This window comes from Streptomyces sp. NPDC101110 (assembly GCF_044759525.1).
Classification (GTDB): Bacteria; Actinomycetota; Actinomycetes; order Streptomycetales; family Streptomycetaceae; genus Streptomyces.
In genome coordinates this window covers 458,224-480,659 of the sequence record NZ_JBIVZM010000006.1, presented here as the reverse complement: position 1 = coordinate 480,659, position 22,436 = coordinate 458,224, and the positions used below count along the sequence as shown (strand labels likewise).

The window sequence follows — 22,436 nt, the reverse complement described above, 5'->3', positions numbered from 1 at the left end:
TGCCGTCCTTGAATCGGATATGGCTGAACCGCCAGCTCGGCTCGGCGACGACCTCGATCGCGGGGTGATTTACTGACTGGCGTTCAAATCGTCTGGATGCGTGGCGTTCTTGCTGAGGTTGCACCGGCGGTGCGCCGCACGCATGTTGCTCCACACGTGGTGCCCGCCGAGGGCGAGCGGCATGTGGTGGTCCACGGTCGCGGCCTGCGGGTCGTAGCGGTCGACCTCCTTGCGTATCTCGCCGCCGCATAGCTCACAGTGCCAGTCTGCCGCTTCGATGATGTCGAGGGGGTCGACGTCTTCGAAGTGTGTTCCAGGCAGGGCTCGAGAGGCGGAGGTGAACCGGAAGCTATGGATGCGGGCCGCCGGCGTGCTGGTGACAAACGCGGGAACCACGCTCTTGGCCGTGGGCTGGCACATCTCGCTGCAGGAGTCGTTCTGGGACGCGGGATCGAGTTGCGCGCCGCAGCTCCGACAACGGCGGTTGAACCAGGCCACCTGTGCGGTGTCAGCGAGGTGCGTGTGCAGACGCCGCAAGAACGGAACGCTCACTGTTCTTCCTCCCCGTCTCGTCCCGTCGTGTGTCGGCCGCATTCGCAACTGCGGGCCCTCTGCATGCGGATGCCGAACTGGCTCGGGGGCGGGATCCTTATCGCCGCGTCGTTTATCCCGCCCAGCAGCACGCACGTATCGCCGAAGGCCAAGTTGAGCCGCTGCAGTGCGGTTTCGGCTGTTGCGTCGGTGACGGGCGGGATGAGGAGCACCATCCTCTTGCTCCGCACGCTGTGCGCGATCCCGTCCAGAGCCTGGCCGACTTGCTCCCGCACGTGCTGCACGTAGTCCACCTCGCACATGAGCTGGGGTTTGCCACCGGGAAGCGCTGCCTGGATCTCCCGCGCGGCTGCGCGACCTGCCTCTCGCAGGTGCAGCGACTCGCGAGTGGCGCTGCAGGCGTTGAGTACGTTTACGGCAATCCTGGTGGTGAGGCTCCGTGTTTCCTCGCGGGCTCTCGTCACGTACACGTCCACGAGATGAGCGGCACGGCTTTCCGGCCTACTACGTGTAGTCGCCGCAGCACGTCGCTCCAATGCCGTAGCTGCGAAACGCAGGCGTCTGCATTCCTCGGACGTGACAGCCGGGTCCTCCGCCGCGAACCGGGAGCAGAGAGCGGCCAAATTCGCGACGTTCAGGCCGGCCGCCCGCGCTGCCTCAGCCTCCAACTCGTCGACGAGTTCCCTCTCCGCTGAGGCGGACAACACCTTCGGCTCCGCCGACGCGACGGCTAGGTTCTCTGGCCCACCCCACAGCGGCGTGGCCCATCGCTGTCTGTCTTGCGTGCGATGGACGAAGGGCTCGACGTTGTAGGCGTGCTCGGCTGGTCCGGTGATCTCTTCCTCGGCGGCTGTGAGCAGCCCGGACTCCTCCGCCCTGCGTAGCCTCTCCCACTGCGCCTTCGTGGTCTTCATATGGGACATCGCCAGGGCGACTGGCACGAGGCCGTGCAGCGACTGGTAGGGCAGTTGGTCGAAGATCGTCAGGCGCGCGCCGGCATGCGGGGTGGGCGTGTTGCGGCGGCTGATGCGGGAGACTTCCTGGGCCGTACGACGCAGAAAGGTCAAGGATACCCAAGCCGCCTCTTGCTCGCGGCTCAGGCCGGGTGTCCGGGGCATGGACCTCACCAGGCCGCTCAGCCGTTCAGCCTCGTGCAGCAGGTAGGCGAGGACGCCTGCCGGGCCCTGGCGGACCGGGGCGACGCGGAGCTTCAACCGGAAGTCGGCGTCGGTGCGCGCGAGGGCCGCGGTGAGTTCTTCTCGGAGTCGGCCGTCCGCAGTAGCAGCCTCGGTACGGTCCACGTTCTCGGTCCCGGCCAGCAGGCGCACGGCATCGGCGAGCGCTGCGTATGGGGGCAGGCCGACGTCCCCGGTGATCGGTCTGTTCAACATTGCAGCGGGATCATGCCAGGTGTGGCGCCAACGGCGTGAACGGGGCTTTCTCCGACCAGCCTGCGTAGTTGGTGGATGCAGTGATCCGCCGCCCCCGCATTCCCTGCTGATGTAGATCGCATGTAGATTGTGTCGCGCTCGACATGAGTGAAGTAAGTTCGTGAAGGCGTCGGGTCGCCGAGGGCCGGGGGAGTGGATTCGTGAAGCCCATTGTGCACATTGCGCTGGGTGGCGACACTCTCGCGATGTGTGACGCGCGGATAGAGCGCCGTGCGCCCCGGGCAGCCGAGCCCGAGCAGGCAACCTGCCAGGAATGCATCGACACCTACATCGAGGGATGGGCCGCGGCGCAACATGACGGCTCGCCGGGTGCCCCGCCCATGCCCAGCTACCCGCCGTCACGTCGCCCATCAGCCATGCGGTACGCGGCGTTGGGGGCCACTGCCGCACTGGCGGTAGCCGCACTCGGCTACTGGGCTCTCGCGGATCACGGTAGCGGCGAGAACAGCAACATCGCTGTCACAGTGGTCGATTGCTCACAGACCCGGCTCTACGCTGCTAAGGAGGGTGGGCCGATGCTGCCCGCCCGCGTGGCGCAGATCCAGTTCGTCAACAACGGGGACAGCGAGCAAGCTTTCTCGGCACAGGTTGACGGCGTGACGCTGGAGGGCCAGGACGGCAATCTGGCGAGATACAGGCTCGCTCCCCACGACTCGAAGCTCATCAGCTTCCCCATGAACCCGACCAAGTACGGCAGCGGCGAGGGAGCGTGTTACGCGTTGAATGTTCGGGCGGCCTCATGAGCGCGAGGCTCGACGACTCTGCGTCTGGACGGCGCGGGCCCCGTCCCGACCGGAGCGGCGACCGGCCGGACAACCCTCGAACGGGCACAACGCGGAACGCCATGCGGGAACCGCGGCGGATTGAGCAGAAGTGGGGCTTCGGTATGGCCCCGATCAAGCCTGCCGTGCAGAAGGAGCGGGTCGAGGCTGCCCGCACCGTGCTGAGCACCCTCGATGAGGGACGGCACGCAGCCCTTGGTCGACTGGACGACCTGTCGACCGTGAAGGGGCTATTCACTCGCACGTACAAGCAGGATCAGTGGGACTGGTTCACTGTCTGGGAACAACTGGGATTTCCTGAAAAGGCAGTTGCCCGTCAGGTATCCGGTGCACTGCTGCATCTCTACCGGTGCATCCGGGATTTTGACGCCGTAGGCACTGAGCAGGCGTTCGGCACGCTGAAGAAGTACGACCTGCCGGTGACTCTCGAACGCTATGTCTCCAGCACGCCGTACCGGCCAGTGGATCACGGGTTCATCTACGTTCTCTCGACACGTGAGGCACCCACTCTTCTCAAGATCGGGTACACGGATCGGGACATCGCCACACGTGCCAGGGAGATCAACTCGTCCACTGGCGTGGTCGTCCCCTACGGTGCGCGCGGAGCGTGGCTGGTCCCACGCGCCCGCCATGTGGAGGCAGAGCTGCACGCCAGACTCGCCGTATTCCGCGTCCGCAAGGACCGCGAATTCTTTCTGCTGGAGTACCGGGAGGCGGCAGCCATCATCGATGACTATGTGAAGAACCTCTAGCAGACAGCCACGTCATGTCCAATGGGCGGGTTACCCGTCCGCGCGCACCACGGGCCACCGCCGATGACTCGCACAGCGAGAAGGTGCCTCCTCGCTGGGGTGGCGGGACTGGACGTCACGCGAGTAGCTGTGGCCCGAGGTCTTTCCTTTGCTCTGGGCTGCATCTGGGCCGGGCGCTGAGGCCGCCCGCCACCTCGCCGTGTGCGGTGCTCTGCCCCACCGACGTCCCCCTCACTCCGCCGGCACCCGCTGACGCGGCACCGACCGACGTGGCCACCTCATCTACGCCCGCTATGCGCTCCGTCGAAGTGTCCACGCCTGTCTCCCCGAGCGGGCCGGGGCGTGCGCCCGACTGTCGCGATCTCCCGCTCGTCCGCACTGCGGATGCTGACACGGCTGTCCCAGCCACCGCTGCACGTGCCAAGAGTGCCCGGCGTCGACGACTCCGCTTTCAAGCGGCGCCACCGCTACGCCACCATCCTCATCGACGTCGAGACCGGCGACCGGATCGACGTAGTGGGGAGGGGGCGGTGATCACGCCCCGGACCAACCACGCTGCCTTCGGAGGGCATGCGCGTGCGCCTCGTCGAGGAGCTCGCGCAGTACCGACGAGGTCGGTCCCACGGCTGTGGAGAGCAGAGCCGGCCCCTCGGCCAGCGGCGCGAGGAGGACGCACCCGTCCTTGGAGCCCTCTCGGAGCAGGACGGGGTCCAGGCAGGCGTCCACGCCGGGTCCGACGAGCAGAAGCTGGCCGACGGCGCGATTGCCCTTCAGGACGGCCGGGTCGTCCCAGCCACGTTCCGGGCTGCCGTACGCCGTGTGCTGGTCGAGCAGCGTGCGTCTGGCGCGGCGGACAAGGATCCGGCTGTCGAGGTGGCCGGGCTCTTCGTCGACCGGCCCAGGAGTGGCTCTTCCCGCAGTACCAGCCGTGCTGTGGCGTTTGAGTTAAACGGTGCAGGTCTGGCGCAGGTTGCTGCCCGCGGCGCTGATCAGCGACTGCGGCAGCCAGCGCAGGATGGCGTGCTCTGCGACGGAGAGCCGTACGTCGTAGGTGGTGGGGCCGCGCAGGGCGAGTGTGGCGGCGGCCGTGGTACGACGCAGCACCGTCGGGAAGCATCCCGACGGTGCTTCTGCGCGGACCGGGCTACGACGAAGTGTTGCGGCCGGCGTGGGTACCGTTGTACTCGGGCACGCCGCTCTCGAGCACCCGTAGCAGGGACGCGGTCACGACACGTGTTGTACGGCCGATGCGCAGCACGCGGCAGGGGAACTCTCCGCGACGAATAAGGTCGTAGCCCTTCGCTCGTGAGAATCCCAGTGCCCTTGAGGCATCTTCTACGCTCCCCGTTCCGTCCCAGGTAGCCCGAATGTGGATAGGGCTGTAGCGGGGTCCTGACAGCTCTTTGCTTTCTTGATGCATTCCGAAGTGTTTCGTCCTGGCTCAGGCGGATCGCTTACATATAGCCGGTAGGTTTTGGGCTGTTCAGAGCAGCGGCTGCGCGTAGTCCAGGGCTCGGTCCCCGCACTGCGGAGTCAGCTGGCAAGAACGGGACCTGCGGCAAGGGCCGGTAGCGGTTACACCCATACCAGCTGAGAGAGCGCGCCGAGACTCGGTTACCCCAGATCGGTGAGGGGGTCGTTCGTAGGGGTCCCAGGATCTTGGGCGTGAGTGGTGCGACCCGAGGGACTGGTATGGGCTCTCGGAGTCGATCTGGTGTCATGTTCGCGATTCCTTCCGACATGTGAGCAGGTGTTGGCGGTGGGCTAATAATGATCCGCGGGATTGCCGGTTTGGCTAACCGGCAATCCCGCGCTATGTTGCGCCGCTTTGCAGATGCTGCACGCCACGGAGCCACAGGGTCGCCCGTGTCAAACGCCCCTCAGGGCTCCTTCCCGCTCAGTAGGATCACCGGCAGAGCGAGGCGGAACGCGCACGAGGTGGGAATTAGCGGTATGGCAGCGGGGGGCCGGCGACCGTCGGCGGAGCATGTGCGGCAGCGCCGGTCGGCCGCCGTGCGCAAGCGCGTTCACGACAAGGCACTGGTCGAGGTGCGCGGCTGTCTGCGGGACTGGGACGACGGCCGTGACGCGGCCCGCGAAGCCAAGGCCGTGGCCGAGACGATCATCGCGCCCGAGTACGAGGGCCGGGTGCTCATCGAGTTGCTGCAGAACGCGCACGACGCGCACCCGGCCAGAGCTACCGACGGACGCATCGAGATCCGGCTGGACGAGGACGAGGGGGAGCACGGCACCCTCTATGTGGCCAATCGCGGCAAGCCGTTCGACGGCAAGAACTTCAAGGACCTGTGCAGCATCGCCCTGTCCAGCAAGCGTGCCGACGCCGGGATCGGCCACAAGGGCGTCGGTTTCAAGAGCGTGCTGCACCTGTGCGACGCCCCCGAGATCTATAGCGTGGCCAGGGAGGGGTCCCGGGTCCCCGACGGGTTCACCTTCCGGTTCGCCAGGCTCGACGACTACGACGCGCTCGCCCGGGAGGTGGACCCCGAACGCGTCGGCTTCGCCGACTACTTGAAGGAGAGCCTGCTCACGCTGAAGGTTCCGGTCTTTCTGGAGGAGGCACCGCAGACCGTCCACAGCTTTACGCGCCGGGGCTTCGTCACCGTCATCCGTCTGCCGCTGAAGTCCGCCGACGCGCGCTCGTCCGCCGGTACGCAGGTGCTTGAACTCATAGACGGCAGCGCCCCCTTCGAGCTGTTCCTCGACCGCCTGGAACGTGTCCGGCTGGAGTGGCGGGCCGCGGGGGAGACCCGGCGTAGGACGTACGACCGTCAGGTGGAGGTGCTGCACCACGCCCGTGGCCTGAAGGTGCAGCAGGTCACCTTGCGCCGGCGGATGCGACTGATCGTCGTCTGCGGGAAGGCCGACCCGGACCGCGCCCGGGAGGCGCTCGCCGCGTCGATCGAGAAGAGCGGGATGCGACGCGACTGGATGGCCTGGGAGAAGAAGGCCGAGGTACGCGTTGCCGTACCGGTCGCCGATCCCCTGCGTGAGGGGCGGCTGTACACCTTCCTGCCGATGGGCGAGCAGATCGCGGCCCCCGTGCGCGGCTTCGTCCACGCCCCGTTCTTCGCAGAGATGAACCGGCGCTCGTTCAACGAGGCGGTGCCGTGGAACGGCCTGCTGCTCGACACCGTGGCCGAGACGTGTGCCCGCGCGGTGCTCGCCACGGCGGACGGACGCGCACCCGTTCCTGCCGGAGCGCTGGTCGACCTGATGTGCTGGCGGTCGCCCACGGCACTGGCCCGGCTCACCTCCGCCTTCCAGCGGCTCGGTCACGGCATCGCCCAGGTGCCGTTCATCCCGGTGATCGCCACGGCGTCCGGCACGCGCACCTCCCTGCACCGGGCAATGCTGTGGGAGAGCAAGGAGCACGCCACGGCCTTCACCCCGCACGCGGTCGCCGCCACGGGGGTCACGGATCTCCTCGACCCGGAACTGCACCCCCTACGGCTGCGGCGGCTGGCGTCTCTGGCGAGGAGTGTGGGCACGCGCCTCGAACCGCCCCCGGAGCGCCTCGCCTCCTGGGCCGAGCGGCTAGCCGAGGCCGCTGCCCGCGCCCCCTTCGACCCCGGTTGGTGGGCGGACTTCTACTACGACCTCTCGCAGGAGTTTCCCGACGGCTCGGACGTGACCGGCAAGCGGATCATCCTCACGTCCGGGTCGGCGCTGGCACCGGCCGGCGCGGAAGGCGTCTTCTTCGACCGGGAGTCTCCGCGGGCCGGCTCCCTTCCGGCCCTGCCCGACGGGCTGTCCGGCCGTCTGTACTTCGTGCACGAGGGCATCGCCTGGACCGGCAAGGGCCGCAAGCGCAAAGCGCAGGGCCGCACCTGGCTCAGGACCGCCGAGCTCGTCCACGACTACGGCGCCGACCGGGTGCTCGATGTCGTGGCCGCGGCCCTAAGCGGGGGCGGAGAGGGCGGAGACGACGACGGCGTGCGCCTGGCCTGCCTCCGCTACGCCTGCGCGGTGTCCCACACACTGGAGACCGAGGGGCGCAGGGCTCCGCGGCTGAAGGCTCTCCGGGTACCGACGCGGGGCGGCTGGTCGGAGGCGAGCCGCGCCATGTTCGGGCCGGGGTGGCCAGGAGAGCATTCCTCCGTCGATGACACTCTGACCCGGTTTTTGGAGCGCGTCGGGGGACTGTCGTCCGTGCTGACCCAGACCGAGCGGCGGCTTCTCCTGCGCCCCGACGAGCTGTGCGGGGACACGCTCCCCGTCGAGGCCATGCGGCGCTTTCTCGAACGGCACGGCGTCGCTCACGGCCTCCGTCCCCGGTCCGAGGGCTTCCGCACCGAAGTACGAGGCGAGGCCCTCAACTGGCCCGCCCGTTTCTGGTCCCCGGGCAGGCAGGATCTGCTGCCCCAGTGGCGGACGACCGCCGAGCGCTGGCCGAACCGGCGGCGGGTCGGCTACCTCAGCGTCGCATACCACTCACGCTTCCGTACCGCGGCCGTGCTGCCCGGACAGGACGACTACGCCGCCTTCGGCGAGGAGGACCGCAGGCTCTACGCGGAACTCATTGTGCACGGCCTCGCTTTCTCCTGGCCCGATTCCGCGCTGGAGATGCACTTCGTACGCCACACCGACTCCGCCGGGACCCCGTGGCCCACTCCGCTGGCCGCCTTCCTCGCCCACGCGCCGTGGATCCCGCAGACCGCCGTCCCGGGCGCCTCCGCGGAGGGGACCGTGTTCGCCGCCGCAGGGCGGGCCTGGTGGTGGCAGGGCACGCAGTCCCCGCCGCCGTTCCTCGGTGTGGTGCCCGCGACCTTGCGCAGCAGGCGGTCCGCCAAGCTCGTGGCGCGCCTCGGCCTGCTCGGTATCCGCTCCTGGGACGACCCCGGCACCGCGCTCGACCGGCTCGGCCATCTGCCGGACCTGGTGCAGGCCGGCCCGCATCTGCGCGAAGGCCGGCATGCGCACGAGATCGGGCAGGAGTACGAGAAGGCGTGGGCCCAGCTGCTGCCCGCCGAGGGCGGCACACGCACCGCCGACGGCGGGCCCGCCACGCCACCGCACCGGCTGCTGGTCCACCGGGCCGGTGCCCTCGAACCGCTGGACCCGGCGCAGACGGACGAGACGGTCTTCGTCCCGGACCCTGACGGGGCCCAGAACCGGGCCCTCCTGGACCGCGTCCCGGTGCCCGTGATCCCGATCAGGGACAGGGCGCTGGGTGCCCGGGCCCACGCCTTTCTCGACCAGGGGACGACGTTCGACGTCCAGCGGTGCGGCGACGCCGCACACGACATCCAGGCCGACGGGCTGCCAGTCCGTGAGGCGATGCGCCTGCCGCTGACCCGGTACGCGGGCCGCTGGCTACTCACCCTGGTCGCCGCTCTGCTGGAGTTCGACGAGGAGCGCGCGTCCCGGACGGAGCCTGTGGCCGTGGCTGAGGCGACCGGCCTGCTGCGCCGCTGCGAGGTGACCGTGGCCGATGAGGCCGTCGTCTGGATCGCGGGACACCGTCTCACCGAGAACGGCGCGGACTGCGCCCTGTTGCACTCCCATCCCGACCGGCCCTGTGTCGTCGTCGTGCACAGCGGGCCGCGCGCCGGCTGGCGGGTGCTCCGTACTGCCGCACCCGCCCTGGCCGCACTTATCCGTGCGCCCTACCTCGCGGACATCCTGTGGAAGGCACTGACCCGGCTGGAGGAGCGGGGCCTGAAGACGGACGACGTTTCCGAGGAAGATCTCGCGGACGTCCTGGAACTGCGGCAGCACCAGCTGCGCGCGGTCCTCGCCGAGAGGGCCTCACAGCGCTCCGGCAGCGCGCGGCTCGTGCCGCTCCTCGCCTGTCTCGACCTCGACCTCGCGGAGGAACTTCAGCAACGTGTCGAGAACTTCCCCAGCCGTGCTGCCCTCCTGGCCTGGCTCACTGCCCGGGCCGGCGCACCAGACGCGGAACGCCTCATGCGGCTCCTCGACGACGACGATCCGGAACGGCAGCTGAGGGCCCTGTCCGTGCCCCTGGCTGAGGCTAACCGCGCCTGGGGCGCACTGGGCTTGCCGCAGATCGACAACACCGATCGGCACGAACGACAGTTCGCGAGCTGGCTCCAGCGGAACCGTCCCGCACTCACCGAGCGGATCAGAGACGCCCATGCCGACGTCCACCGCTCCGGCCGGTCCCTGGCCCCCTACGTGCGCCTGCGCGGCCTGCCCTCACTCGTGCCGGACCCGGCCTGGCACACGACACTCTGGGACCTCACCGACCAGCTCCTCCAGGCTCACGCGGACGCCTGGCTGACCCGATCGCTCCCCGCACAACCGCCGACATCCCGCGCGCTGCCGCCGCTCACCGAGGTTCGCGAAGCATCCACCACCGCCGCCCACCAGCACCTGCCGCGTCTACGGCAGCTGATTCAGGAATGGCAGCGTCTGCACCCGACGAGCCGTACCGTGGTGCTGCCGCCCGCGCAGGAGGTGCTGCGAGCGCTGGACGACGAAGGGATGCTGGACTTCCAGGTCCTGGCCACGAAGGCGTTGATCACCTGGCTCAGCGACCACGGCCACTGGCCGGTGGCCATGCCCCTGTCGGACCGGCGCGCCGAACTCGGGTTGTCCCCGACGCGCTCGTCCGCGCCTGTCGGCAACAACGCCGCGGCCACGGGCAGCAGCCGATCCGGAGCACCGCTGCCAGGCCCCCAAGTGGCCCTGAACGGCAGGCTCGTCCCAGCGGGTCCCGACGACCTGGCCGCACTGGCCCGTGAGGTGGCCGCGGACCTGACACCGGAACAGCGCGCCACCCCGGCCACGTCCGTGACGGCACTTGCGCCCCGCATTCCCCGGCCTCGCACTCCGTCACAGCCCGCCGCCGGATCGCAGGGCGGTTCCTACCAGGCCGCGGGCAACGACCAGGACCGCACCGTGCCGGTGGGCGTCGCGGGGGAGGCCGCAGTGGCCGCGTGGCTGCACGAGCAGTTCGGCGTCGAACCACAGGACTCGTGGAAGTCGAGCCTGCGCGTGCACGGACTCGCCGGTGCGCAGCCGGGGGACGACCGGCTCGGCTACGACTTCCTCATCCACGACGGCGACGCAACCTACCTCTACGAGGTCAAGTCGTCCATGGGTGACAGCGGAGAGATCATCCTGGGCGGGTCGGAGGTGCGACGCGCTTCCCGGCTGGCCCCGGGCGAGACGTACTTCATCGTGTACGTCTCTCATGTTCTCGATCGCGACCGCCGCGACATCACCGTCCTGCCCAACCCATTCGGCGCCCCCGACCTTGCTGGCTATGAACTGGTTAGCACCCAGCTGAGGCTTCGATTCAACCTTGGCTGAATCAATAAGTTCGTGCCCGGCTGGCTGTGGGACGACGGCCTTGCTACTACAGGGATACTTGGCGGACGACAGGCATCCAGTCGCAGGTCAGCGGCTCGCGAGCGAAGGCTCATTCAGTCCGTCGCCGCAGGTTGCAGACCGAGGTGTCCCTGTAGTACTAGGGAAAGGAGTGCTGGGTGTGCTGCGCCCACTGTGGCACCGGGGGCTGACATGTCGGGCGGAAACACGCCCCCCACCCGAACCGGTCACGGGGGCTCTGACATCAGGTGACGCAGCGAGGGGCGGTCAGTGGCGGCCGACAGATCACGCCTCATGCTTCCTGCGGCACGAAAAGTGCTCGGGCAGCCCTTCGGGTCCTGGAAGGCTTGCGGGCTGACCGCAGCCGAATCGGCAGAGCGGGATCGCTTGCCCCGACGCGTCGACCGGAACCCTGGCGGCCTCGGTTTCCCGGGGGCGGGACTCAAGGACGATCGCGCGGCTGCCACGTCTCTGCTTCGGTTCAGCCCGCACCTCCGAAGCCGGACGGTCCTCGGTACACCTGTCGCGCCGGTCCCCCTGTCGTACGGATGGCTGGCGCTCCTTGTCGTCCAGGGCGGGCCCGTTCGCCTCGAGGTACTGCTGCCACTGCTGTGCGGGGAGCCAACCGTGGTGGCCGCCCCGCTGGAACGGGATCCGCTCACCGGCCGCAGCTTCCACGATGAACCGGGTGAGGGTCAGGCCGCCTTCCCCTGTGAAGGTGCTCGACTGATGGGCGGGCATGAGGACTCGGTGCCAGCCCCCGCAGTACCCGGTGTCGGTGGGGTTCTCCGGGTCGTAGGGCTTGTCCGGGCACCGTGTGAGCGCGCCGTTCTGGCTGCACTGTCCCTCCTCCAGGACGAAGTTGCCGTCCTGGACCGCGATGGGGTTCTTCTGCACGCGGATGATGGAGGCCGGCAGGTTGGGCGTGCGGACGTAAGGGACGGTGCCGATGCCTGCGTGGTCGGGGTCGGCGAAGTCCCAGACCGACTGGATACCGCCGCGGCACCGGAACCCCTCCCGTGCACGCATTCCGCGGGCTGTCTGGGCGCTCAGCTGAGGCTCGTAGCCCAGGACGATGCCGTTGGCGCCGTTGATGCGTACATCGAGGCGCGCGTGCCCGTCGGCGGTCTGCGACTCGATGTCGGCGTGGAAGCCGTGATCTTCGGAGTCCCTCGCGACGCGTTCCTTGCGGGCGAGGTGCTCGTCGGACTCGTGGCTGATGGGCTTCTCCCCGGGCTTCCGGTAGTGGGAGGCAAGCCATACGCCATCACGCTGGACGAGGTACATGGGGACGCGCCGGCCGCGGAGATCCCGGCAGTCGGGGCAGATGAGCCCGCGCTTTTCGACGGGGACACGTCCTCGCATGCGCAGGAGCACGTTCAGGAGGTCTTGGCCGTGCGGGACGCCGAGGTCGGGGCGATCCAAGTCGAGGTTGCGGCCGGCCGGTTCGTAGAAGACGGGGTTGCGGAAGAGGTCTTCGTCGCTGTCGATCTGAAGGTCGTCGTCCACTGGTACTCCCCGCAGCCGCCACGAGTAGGACTCACAACGCTACGGGGAGGGTCTGACAATCGGGCTGAACTGCGGAAACAGGGCGGACTGAGAGGCACAGGGGGCAGTGGGCCTACAGCGGGTCAGGTCCGCATAGCTCGCAGCGCTTCCTCCGGATCTCCTTCGCTCGTAGCTCCTGTGCGGTGAACAGGGAAGGAGGACCGGGCCATGCCAGGTAGGAGCGGCTGTGCCCGTGGCGGACTGCCTCGATGCCCATCTCCATGGCCTCGACGCGCCTCTCGAGGCTCATGAGCGAACGGCAGTCCCATCGGTGGAGCTGGCTCGTGATGGATCCCATGGCATAGGTCTTGCCCTCGTCGAGCTGCGCCTCCACCGGGGAATGTCTTCGCGGGAGCGTTGCCGCACGCTGCGAACTGAGGCGCAGTCCTGGCAGACGCGTCAAGTTCTACATTCAGGAAGCGCGGCCTCGTATCCCGAGGAACTCGGCATCACGTCGAAGGAACTCGTCGGCATGCACCGCCGGTTCGAGGTCGTCTCCGGCGCCCAGACCCAAGTGGACCGGGGCGACGGCGCCAGGATTTTTTGCCCAAATGGACATCCCGAAGGTCTACTACTTCCACATGACGCTGTCGTAGTGCATGCCGACTCCGGTCTCCCGTTACACGCGTTCAGCGTGCTGCGGATGCCGGTGATGAGCCCGACAGTTCGTGACGCGGGGCTCCACGTGGAGTCATCTATGCTCGCGCCCAGTTGGTATGACCAGTTCGCTTCAGGGGGCGGGGAGCCGTATGGCCGATGAGATCAAGTACGAGTACAAGGCGGTGCAGACGGTTCGGGGCACCGACGGTTTGGTGATCTCGAAGATGTAGAAGGACGGATGGGAGCTCGTGGAACAGCTCCCAGGCAGACTTCGCACCACCCTCAACTTCCGTCGGTCGAAGAGACCACTGCCTTGGCGTCTGATCGGGGCGGGGGCTGCCGCCCTCGTGGTCTTGACCGCCATCATCGGCACGGGCGTTGTACTCGGCGACGGCGACGAGGAGAAGGGCGCGTCGGCCAGTTCGACGGCCGCCAGTGAGAAGCCTTCTGCTACGCCGCCCGCAGACCAGCCGACCACCGCTGAGGTGATCACGGCGCAGAACAGTCCCGAGTTCGCGACGTTGTTGAAGGCGGATCCGTGTGGCGAAGCGAACGTGAACTTCGCAACCAAGCACGAGGGGCAGACGGTCGCCTTCGACGGGTCAATCAGGCACATGGCGGCCCACGCGGATGACCGGACCCGCTACGACTTCCTTCTAGGCCCGGGCGACAAGGGGCCGCAGACGTCGGAGGGCCCGAACTTCAAGTACGAGGACGTCAACACCGGCAACCTCCACCTGACCGGCAAGGTGGTTCCTGCCACCATTGCAGTTGGCGACAAGTTCCGTTTCATCGCCGAGGTGATCGAGTTCAACACGGTCCAGTGCCTATTCCGCCTCGCCCCGGTCTCGACGGAGACCCGGTAGCCGAAATGGGCAGCCTTCCCATCATGGAGGGAGCTGCCCGATGGAACGGCCCCCTGCTCCATCCATTCGAGAGTTTTGAACTTTCCCACCAGCTTGCCAGACGGCAGCGCCATCCTTGACCCATGCTCGCATCCAGCCCTGCCCAACGGCTCGCCGACCACGTTCGACACCTCCTTGGCGGCGGACCGTTTCTCCAGCCCGGCGGATGGACCCACATGGGTGCGGTCATCTGCGACGTCAGCTTCCAGCCCCGGTGCAACTACGAGAGGACTCTCCGACCGCGGCTCCTCCATCTACAACTGAGCTGGGCTGATGCAAGAACAGTCTGCGGCTTCCAGCGCCGGCTCGTCACGGAAGACCTTGCCGTGGCCATGAAGTTCAACCACGCACAGAAGGTCGCGACGGCTCACGCCATCACCGACCTCCTCGCGGTCGATGGGGTCGATACCCGCGAGGACCTTCACACCTGGCTCGATCATCAGGCCAATCGCGCCGCTCTGCGCACGGTGAAGGGAGTGGGGCCGAAGAGCATCGACTACATAGGCAATCTCGTCGGCCGTTCGCACGTCGCCGTTGACGTACATCTGCGCGCCTTCGCCGTGGATGCTGGTGTTCCGGATCTCCCATACGAGCAGTTGCGCGCAGTGTATGAGGAAGTCGCCGCGCTTCTCGGGCACGACAAAGGCGGACTGGAGCATGCCGTTTGGCGGCATAGGTCGAAGGCTGCGTAGCCACCCGGCGGGCTTGGCCGTTGCGGGTTACCGCGCGGCCATGCCGACGGAGCTTACGTGCACGTGAGGGCAGCTTGCGGGAGTTTCGCAGCCGGGGTGCCCCCTCCCCCCCCGCTGGGTCGTCGAACCCAACCTGGGCTGGACCATGCATGCGCGCCGCCTGGTCCAGGACTACGAACGTCTACCGCAGCCCGGAGCGCTTCCGGTGCGTGCCGGTGGATCTGCTTAATTCTGTGACAGAGGGGGTGATTCATGCACTATCGGGCATCATGGTTGCTCTTCGCTCCCGTCGTCTGGAGGGGCTCTTCGGGGCACGGCTGGGATGGTGTCGACGACCTCGCCGGAGACGGACTCGTCCTGATCGCGGCCACCTCCGTCCTCGCAACCGACCTGATCCAGCACTTCGGTTTCCCGGAAGCCCTCCAAATGACCACTGACGGCGTCATCGGTCGACTACGCCGGAGGTAGCGAACATCCTTCGGTGCCTTCGTCGGAGATGCTGTCACGGCATGGGTGAGACCAGTCAGGATCGTGACCTTGGGCCACGACAGCGGGCGCATCCTCGCTGACCGGCTGCGGCCTGCGGAGCGGCGCTCGGTTGAGCCTCGGAAAGGAGAGCAACAGCCGCGGCACGCCCCGCGGCGTTGAGGCGGTTCGGCAGTCCGTCCTGTTTCGGCGGCCTCCCACACTCGGCGCAAACCCTCGCCGGCTTTGCCAAGGTCACCCTGCGGCCGGGCGAACGCCGCACCGTCCCCGTGGTCCCGCCGGACCGTGTCCTATTGGGACGAATCCGGGAACCGCTGGGTGACTTTCGTCGGCCAGGTCCCCGTGTACATCGACCGCTCGGCCACACCGCGACGCGTGAGGGCCCAGGCCATCTCTCCTCGATCAATTAGGTAACGACAGCGGAGAGCCTTACTGCTGTGGACGTATGGTATGGCTGTGGGCGGCATACAGTCGGGGGTGGGCTTGTCTCTTCGGTTGGTTGAGGCGGCGTTGGATGAAATAGCGGCATCCGTGAGGTTGAGGGCGTTGCCCGGGCCGTCGTCCCATACGGCGCTGGTCGTGTCTGGGGTCGAGTCGCCGGAAGTTGCGAGGAGTCTCGGCAGGGTGCTGGTGGGCCTGCTCCTCGGCGCGGTGAGATGCAACGTCAGTCTTGCAGCCGCTCTTCTCGTAGGAGGGGCGGACGATCGGGAACAGCTTGCGGGCGACGTAGTTGAACTGATCGGGGCAAACAACTCATTCGTCACTGACGGCGAGATCCTCTTCCGCGACACGAAAAGGAACGCATGGCTCGCTGAGGGCCTGCTCCATGTGCTTCTGGTCTTGCAGAACCGAGATCCCGGAGAGCTTCTTGGCGGACGTATTCACGCGCTGCGTCAGATGCATCCCATTCCGACCCAGCAGGGTTTCGACGCCGTGGCCCTTTACGTGCACGGGGATGTGCTGTCTCTAGCGATAGGGGAGAGCAAGGCATCCCGTCTCGATGGCAGCGGGCAGTTGACGCAAGCAGCGAAGATATTCAAGAGCCTTGATTCGGGAGATCATCTGCGTCACTTGAGGCAGGAGCTCATGGCGCTGGAAGGATACCTCTCGCCCGACCTCGCCGGACAAGTGGCCAATTCCGTTTTGAAGCAACGGTGTTACGTTCCGTCTATCGTGCATGAAACTTCCTTCGACGCAAGGAGGGACCGTGTCACTCTGAAGGAATTGACTCCTCCGCGCGACCACAAGCGGCTTTTGATAATCCGTCTGCAAAACTTTCATGGATTCTTTGATTTTGTCGCTGATGCCATGCGGGAAGCTGTGGCGGAGATTGTGGTGTGACGTGTTCAATCGCGGGATAGACGAACTGCTTCAAGAGCTTCCGCGAATCGGCGAGTTCGATGGAAGCGACATCAGGCGCATGCTGACCCGTGCCTGGGTGGACATCATGGAGTGGCGGGATCTGGCGCCGACGCCGAGCGCGGGAAGCAGGGGGCGCTTGGGGGTGACCGACTCGCCATTCATCACGGCAGACTGGACGTCCCCTAGAGCTGCGCTGCGCAGACTGGCCACCGCATTGGAAGTGCATGCCGTCTTGGTGCCCGGACTGGCGGCGGTCACGGTCCAGGCATGTGCTTTTGTAGCTGCGGAGGCTCTGTCGATATGCAACGAGCAACCGGATCCAGATGTCTCCTTGAACTCCGCCTCTCCGCTCGGATCGGCCCGAAGGTACGAGCACTTGGAAGCTGGGCTGCTGTATCGCATCGCTGGTTACGATGCGAATGCAGCGCGATGCGGGGACGAGATCGGTGAGCTCGACACGCCGAGAGATGCTGAGTCCCCGGCGTCCGAGTGGGCTATGGGAACCTTCCGCGAGTTGCTGGTGGCTCAGGCGAATCCCGATCTTTCCGATGCTCCACCAGTGCCTAGCCGCAGTGAGCACCTGGACGTCCGTGTCCGGCATGCACTCTGGCGGAAGATGGGCCAGGCGGCACGCCGTCACACGCAGTGGCTCACCCATCAGGCAGGTGCCGTACGGACCGCGGTTGAAGAGATCCGCACGTTGATCTCGCTGTTGCACCCCGACCCGGATGGCTGGGGAGGCCAAGTAATCCACCCCGACATCCACCACATCGCCGTTCTGCTCGCAAAAGCATTTGAGGAAGACGAGACACGAGCACTGCGTGCTGTCCCGACTCCGCCCGACGAGGACGGGCGCTACGCGAGCTACGTGCAGGAGCAAGCGAAATCACGGCCCTTGCTGTGGCCCTCCGCCAGGATCTACTCCGAGCAGGCGCTCCCGGGGCCCCACGCTCATGCCGTCGTCTGCGTGCCCACCGGGGCAGGCAAGTCGGCGGTCGCGGAACTCGCCATCGCGCAGACGCTCCACCGCGGTTGGGTGCTCTACCTCGCACCCACGAACGCGCTGGTGGGTCAGCTGGTGCGACGGTTGTCGTCGGTCTTCGAGTCCCTGCCTGGCGTACAGGTGCGAGGGTTCCTCGGCGGCGCCGAGTACGCCCTACTCGAGAGCGAGGACCTCGCCGTCATCGGTTCATGCCAGGTTCTGGTGATGACACCCGAGAAGTGCTCGCTGGCCCTGAGGCAGAACCCTGACGCCTTCGAAGATCTCCAATTGTGCATCCTCGACGAAGCACACCTCATCGAGGAGCCGAACGGGCGTGGCGCGCTCACGGAGCTCGTCATAGCCGAAGTACTCCATCGCGCGCCTCACGTGAGAGCGCTGTTAATGTCGGCACTGGTTGCCAACGCAGACGAACTCGCGGACTGGCTCACCACAGTGACCGGCGTAGCAGCCGTACCCATCAGCCACCCGTGGCGTCCCACGAGGACGCTGCGAGCTATCGCGGGTTTCGACCAGGCTGGAGAGGAGGCCGCTCAGGCTCTCGCCAGGGACCAACTGGCCGCCCTTCCGGCAAGCCGGAAGAAGCTCTTCTATGATGCCCCCATATCGTTGCTGGTCGGACTTCAAGGGGCCTGGGCAACCAACCATCCAAAGGACTACTGGGTGGCTCGGACTCCTGTGCTCTCTCCTAGAGAGCTCCACCGCACAGATGGGCCATCTTCAACAGGCGTATGCCTCCCGATGACTGCGGCCATCGTCACAGCCATGGCTGAGAAGGGCCACCGCGTCCTGGCCTTTCTTCCTCAGAACCGACACCACAGCTTCACTCAGGCGGTCAAGTTGCCTGGATCCGAGGACTGGGCGCCAGCCAACCATGACAAGGACATCGAGGCACTGCTCACCCTGGCAGATGCCGAGCTCGGCATTGAATCGGAGCTGAGGGCCACCCTGGAGAAAGGCGTGGGCGTGCACACCGGCGCCCTCCTACGCGAAGAACAACGTGCCAGCGAAATATCCTTCGACCGGGACCGGATACGAGTGCTGTTCGCAACCGGCACGTTATCGCAGGGCCTGAACCTGCCGGCCACTGCGGTGGTCATCGGTGGGACGAAGGTCGGCTTCGACCAGGATGCCTCACCTGCCGAGCGCGAGCGGCGTTCACGCACCCAACTCCTGAACGCCATCGGAAGAGCCGGGCGCGCCTACACATCTGCCCGGTCGATCGCTGTGGTTGTGCCCGGAAGAGCCACCCAAGTGACAAACGGCGCCAGCGGCAAGAGGGTGGCCATCACGGCCGGGGCGTCCTTCCTGACCCAGGAAGACGCCGCTAACGACATCAGCAGCAGACTCGACGGTCTCATCGAAAAAGCCCTCGGCGAAAGCCTGGAGGTCGCCACCTTGGAGGGCGAAGAACAGTCCGCTTTCTCGTTCCTCTCCTTCGCCGCAGGCAGTGGCGACGCACCCGGCGTGGTGCGACGGACCTGGGCGGTGCACAGGGCTGGAGCCGCAAGCCAGGGCGAAGCAATCGCCGAAGCCCTGGAAGCCACCGGCTCAGCTTTCCTCGTCCAGGAACAAGTACCGGACTGGGTCAGCCTGGCAGCCCACCGGGCGGGACTCGGACTCCCGGAAACCTCGTACCTCTACCGCTGGCTCCTTGCTGAGCTGGACATGTACGAAGCACCTCACACGGTAGAGGACTGGGCCTACCTTCTCGTGGACGCTCTCGCGTCAGCTCCACCAGAGATGGTGGAGAGCCTACTTCCGCTGACCAACGACTACCGGTCCACCGCCATCGAAGCGCTTTGGTCTTCCGATCCGGACGAAGCGGCCGAGGGACACCGGGCTCTGGCAGCCACCCTGATCGCCTGGCTCCAAGGGGAAGACCTGCTGTCCGTAGCAGGCCACGCCCTCGGACCGCATGCCGAAAGGACTGGCGGCCGCGGGCAAGGCATGCCCCTTCCGAAAATCATTGGTCTTACCGACCGAAGTTTCGGGTTCAGGCTGAGTGTGCTGGCAGGCGCTATGGGGGCGATCGTCACTACAGCGTGCGAAACCGAACTACAACCCGGTCGCTGGGAGCTGCCAGAGGCGTGCTCCAGAGCGCTCAGCCTGCTGCCGTTCGCTGTCAGATGGGGCGCCGGCAATCCGGGTGTCATCGCATGGATGAGAGCTGGAGTCCGGCCTCGGGTGGTCGCCCACATGCTAGAGCGACGCATGCCCCTCACCCCCTCGGCGGACTGGATGAACGACGAAGACCTGCTTCGGCTTGCGGCACGCCACCTCGCACAAACACCAGAGTGGGTACTGGAGGCCATGCAGGGAGATCGAGAGCGAGATCTCTTCCGTGCCATGTCCCGTGTCCGCGAGATGAAGTAACGCCAGAGGTGCACCGCGGACCCTTCCGCCTCAACGCGCACGAGGCAGGGCCTGGGGACGTCGATGTGATGCCGACCGTGAGCTTCACCTACAGCCAATAACACAGCTGGTATACGCAACGCTGCCACGCACAGGATAGTGAAGCAGGTGCTTAGAAGGCGCCTGGCGCATCTCGTCGGCAGGTGCTTTGACCTGCCGCTTTCTTCCTCACTGACACGCTGTCAGGGTTTTTGTGGGACGTATGTGGGACGAGGGGCACCTCTGGGACGGATGGGATGCAGGGGTTCCCGGCTGCGCCAAGTGGTCACCGTCTCACATCTCCTCACCTGTTCGGTGCGCCCGCGCGGAAATAGATCTACCCCTCTCCTGCGTTCTCGATCTTCGAGCCGAGGAGGGGAAGGTGTCGGGCCTGAAGCTGTTCCACACGACGAATGGCGGCGTGACGGAGGTCGCGCCGCGTCTTGCCGAGGTCGAGGCGGATGTGCAGGGCCTCGTCGAGGCGCACATGGAGACGATGCTGGGGGTGCGGTTCCTGGCGAGTGAGTACGTCATCGACTGTGCTGACGGCGGACGAATCGATTCGCTGGGGCTCGATGAGAACGGGGCGCCGGTGGTCGTGGAGTTCAAGCGCGGCACCTCGGCCAGCGTGATCAATCAGGGTCTGTATTACATGGCGTGGCTGATGGCGCACAAGGACGCCTTCCGGAACCTGGTCCGCGACCGGCTCGGGGTATCGGCCGCGTCCCAGGTGCTGTGGAGCGCACCCAGGCTGATCTGTGTCGCCGGCGATTTCACCCGCTACGACGGGCACGCCGTACACGAGCACAGGCACAGCATCGACCTGGTCCGCTACCGGTTCTTCGGCAAGGACCTGATTGGACTTGAGACCGTGGCATCCGTCACCGGGCGGACGCCGGCCGCGCGGCGGGTTCGCCGGAGCGCGGCCGGGCTGCCGCCCGCCCGAGAGCAGGGCGGTGCGCTGGCGGAGCTGGTGGAGGCGGTTGATGAGGTGCTGCTCGGCCTCGGGGACGGCGTCAGCCGGGTGCAGCGCAAGCAGTACCGGGCCTATCAGCGCCTGCGGAACTTCGCCTGCGTTTGCCCGCCGCAGAAGACCAAGCTCCTCGTCTATCTCAAGGCCGACCCGAAGGAGGTCGACCTCATGCCTGGCTTCACTCGGGATGTGACGGGGCTGGGCCACCACGGCACGGGCGACCTGGAGGTGCAGTTGCGCTCCGAGCGGGACATGGAGCGGGCCGTAGACCTCTTCCGCGCCAGCTACGCGGCGGCGTAGCCGTCCGGTGTGTATGCGGCGTGAGGGCGTACGGGGCTGGGCTGCTGTGGATGTTGAGGTGGTCGTGCCTTCCGACGTACGGGCAGGTAGTGGCGGTGGACCACCAATGATGCGCGGGATCGCCGGTTTGGCCAACCGGCGATCCCGCGCTATGTTGCCCCGCTTCGAAGCAGGCTGCGTTCACCTGCCCGAGCCGTCATCAGCTCGCCGCAATCGTCAGCGGTGCTTCGGGTGTCGGGCGGCCTGCGATGCCAGTCCGCACCCTCCCGGAGCCATCGGGGACCGGAGGGGACCGATGCCGCCACCGGCCGCGCCGACCGATGCGGGTCAGTCGACGGTGCGCCGGCTAGGCCGTACTCGTCGTGCGGGCCCCAGCCGATGTGCCGGGGCAGGGCCAAGTGCCCGGAGGCAGGCCCCGGCCGAACTTGTCGAGTGAGTTCCGGGACGGAGTGCTCATCGTGTGCGCCTACTCGTGGATGCCCGGCTCTCGCACTGACGTCGGTCCGGTTCGAAGGCCAGTCCGGGCGCGACCGCCTACGTTGGGTTCATCTTGAGATCACGCGGTTCGCGGCCGGGAAACCCACCTGCCCGGAGGCTATGGCTCGTGGTCTACTGCCGCTCATGCAGCTGCTGATGCTGGATCTCGACAACACATTGGTAGACCGCGACGCCGCCTTCCGGGCCGCGGCGACCGCTCTCCTGGCGGAGAATGCACTGCCTGAAACCGACATCGACTGGCTGATGACCCTCGACGCGAGCGGCTACACACCCAAACCCGCTGTCGCCGAGGCCATGACGGACCGCTATGGCACGGCGCTTCCTGAGAGTGCTATCCGGACTCTTCTTGACCGTGGCGCGGCTGATCGCGTCGTACTGGCCGAGACCACCCGCGAGGCGCTCGCCAAGGCGCTGTCCCGCGGCTGGGACTGCGTGATCGTCACCAATGGCCGGACCGTGCAGCAGGAAGCGAAGATCCGTAATACGGGGCTTGACCGGCTCGTCCAGGGCTGGGTGATCTCCGAACACGTCGGTCACAAGAAGCCGGGCCCGGAGATCTTCCAAGCGGCGGCGGAAGCCGTCGGAGCTCCCCTCACTGGCGCCTGGATCATCGGTGATTCACCGCACGCCGACATCGCGGGCGCGAACGCGCTCGGTCTTCGAAGCGTGTGGGTGTCGGGTGGGCGGCGGTGGCTCCAGGACGCCTACCGACCCACTCATGTTGCCGGCGATGTCTCCTCCGCGATCAACTTCGTTATCAGCACGACGTGATAGACGCCACGGGTCCGACCCAGGGGTCTCAACAAGCCCCGAGCGCGAAAAAA

General features: G+C 66.9%; 17 protein-coding genes and 1 pseudogene. 11 read left to right on the top strand and 7 right to left on the bottom strand.

Features of this window, described 5'->3' with window-relative positions; all coding sequences use genetic code 11:
• Nucleotides 1–69: 69 nt before the first annotated feature.
• Both ACIQU3_RS17435 and ACIQU3_RS17430 read right to left on the bottom strand, forming a co-directional pair.
• Nucleotides 70–552 carry an HNH endonuclease gene (locus tag ACIQU3_RS17435; RefSeq protein ID WP_403926045.1) on the bottom strand — a complete coding sequence of 161 codons (483 nt, stop codon included), beginning with the start codon at nt 550–552 and terminating at the stop codon, nt 70–72.
• The gene (locus tag ACIQU3_RS17430; protein ID WP_403926042.1) at nt 549–1,943 is read right to left on the bottom strand and encodes a hypothetical protein; all 1,395 of its coding nucleotides are present in this window, start codon (nt 1,941–1,943) and stop codon (nt 549–551) included. Before ACIQU3_RS17430 ends, ACIQU3_RS17435 begins: the two co-directional genes overlap by 4 nt.
• Nucleotides 1,944–2,143: 200 nt before the next feature.
• Here ACIQU3_RS17430 and ACIQU3_RS17425 point away from each other — a divergent pair, with 200 nt between their 5' ends.
• The 3 genes from ACIQU3_RS17425 to ACIQU3_RS17415 all read left to right on the top strand — a co-directional run bounded on the left by ACIQU3_RS17425 (nt 2,144) and on the right by ACIQU3_RS17415 (nt 4,071).
• Nucleotides 2,144–2,746 (top strand): hypothetical protein, encoded by a 603-nt coding sequence (locus ACIQU3_RS17425; RefSeq protein WP_403926039.1) that lies wholly within the window; start codon nt 2,144–2,146, stop codon nt 2,744–2,746.
• 143 nt (nt 2,747–2,889) lie between these two features.
• A complete protein-coding gene (locus tag ACIQU3_RS17420) occupies nt 2,890–3,537 on the top strand; it encodes a GIY-YIG nuclease family protein (protein WP_403926036.1) in 648 nt (215 codons plus the stop codon).
• Between the two features lie 342 nt (nt 3,538–3,879).
• A complete protein-coding gene (locus ACIQU3_RS17415) occupies nt 3,880–4,071 on the top strand; it encodes a hypothetical protein (protein WP_403926033.1) in 192 nt (63 codons plus the stop codon).
• Here the strand turns inward: ACIQU3_RS17415 and ACIQU3_RS17410 are convergent, their stop codons facing one another.
• The 3 genes from ACIQU3_RS17410 to ACIQU3_RS17400 form a co-directional block, all read right to left on the bottom strand.
• Nucleotides 4,072–4,263 carry a hypothetical protein gene (locus ACIQU3_RS17410; RefSeq protein ID WP_403926031.1) on the bottom strand — a complete coding sequence of 64 codons (192 nt, stop codon included), beginning with the start codon at nt 4,261–4,263 and terminating at the stop codon, nt 4,072–4,074.
• Between the two features lie 219 nt (nt 4,264–4,482).
• Nucleotides 4,483–4,641: an urease accessory protein UreD gene (locus tag ACIQU3_RS17405; RefSeq protein WP_403926029.1), complete on the bottom strand. Its 159-nt coding sequence runs from the start codon at nt 4,639–4,641 to the stop codon at nt 4,483–4,485.
• Between the two features lie 40 nt (nt 4,642–4,681).
• Nucleotides 4,682–4,957, bottom strand: coding sequence for a helix-turn-helix domain-containing protein (locus tag ACIQU3_RS17400; protein ID WP_403926027.1), 276 nt, complete (start codon nt 4,955–4,957; stop codon nt 4,682–4,684).
• Between the two features lie 593 nt (nt 4,958–5,550).
• On the opposite strand from ACIQU3_RS17400, the gene ACIQU3_RS17395 reads away from it, so the two are divergent.
• Complete coding sequence (locus ACIQU3_RS17395) at nt 5,551–10,836, top strand: sacsin N-terminal ATP-binding-like domain-containing protein (protein WP_403926024.1); 5,286 nt, start codon at nt 5,551–5,553, stop codon at nt 10,834–10,836.
• Between the two features lie 303 nt (nt 10,837–11,139).
• Here ACIQU3_RS17395 and ACIQU3_RS17390 read toward each other — a convergent pair whose 3' ends face one another.
• Nucleotides 11,140–12,363, bottom strand: coding sequence for a hypothetical protein (locus tag ACIQU3_RS17390; protein ID WP_403926021.1), 1,224 nt, complete (start codon nt 12,361–12,363; stop codon nt 11,140–11,142).
• A 112-nt stretch (nt 12,364–12,475) separates the two neighbouring features.
• On the bottom strand, nt 12,476–12,652 hold the full coding sequence (locus ACIQU3_RS17385) for a hypothetical protein (RefSeq protein ID WP_403926018.1): 177 nt from the start codon (nt 12,650–12,652) through the stop codon (nt 12,476–12,478).
• A gap of 142 nt (nt 12,653–12,794) precedes the next feature.
• On the opposite strand from ACIQU3_RS17385, the pseudogene ACIQU3_RS17380 reads away from it, so the two are divergent.
• From ACIQU3_RS17380 to ACIQU3_RS17350, 7 genes and pseudogenes are all read left to right on the top strand, one after another.
• A pseudogene (locus tag ACIQU3_RS17380) lies at nt 12,795–12,995 on the top strand (IS21 family transposase); the annotation flags it as partial.
• A gap of 360 nt (nt 12,996–13,355) precedes the next feature.
• The gene (locus ACIQU3_RS17375; RefSeq protein ID WP_403926015.1) at nt 13,356–13,868 is read left to right on the top strand and encodes a DUF4839 domain-containing protein; all 513 of its coding nucleotides are present in this window, start codon (nt 13,356–13,358) and stop codon (nt 13,866–13,868) included.
• 122 nt (nt 13,869–13,990) lie between these two features.
• A complete protein-coding gene (locus tag ACIQU3_RS17370; RefSeq protein WP_403926012.1) occupies nt 13,991–14,599 on the top strand; it encodes a hypothetical protein in 609 nt (202 codons plus the stop codon).
• 1,110 nt (nt 14,600–15,709) lie between these two features.
• Nucleotides 15,710–16,426 (top strand): hypothetical protein, encoded by a 717-nt coding sequence (locus ACIQU3_RS17365; protein WP_403926009.1) that lies wholly within the window; start codon nt 15,710–15,712, stop codon nt 16,424–16,426.
• The gene (locus tag ACIQU3_RS17360) at nt 16,365–19,823 is read left to right on the top strand and encodes a DEAD/DEAH box helicase (protein ID WP_403926006.1); all 3,459 of its coding nucleotides are present in this window, start codon (nt 16,365–16,367) and stop codon (nt 19,821–19,823) included. Before ACIQU3_RS17365 ends, ACIQU3_RS17360 begins: the two co-directional genes overlap by 62 nt.
• Before the next feature lie 400 nt (nt 19,824–20,223).
• A complete protein-coding gene (locus ACIQU3_RS17355; protein WP_403926003.1) occupies nt 20,224–21,114 on the top strand; it encodes a DUF5655 domain-containing protein in 891 nt (296 codons plus the stop codon).
• A 621-nt stretch (nt 21,115–21,735) separates the two neighbouring features.
• Nucleotides 21,736–22,383, top strand: a complete 648-nt coding sequence (locus ACIQU3_RS17350; protein WP_403926001.1) for an HAD family hydrolase — start codon at nt 21,736–21,738, stop codon at nt 22,381–22,383.
• Nucleotides 22,384–22,436: the final 53 nt, after the last annotated feature.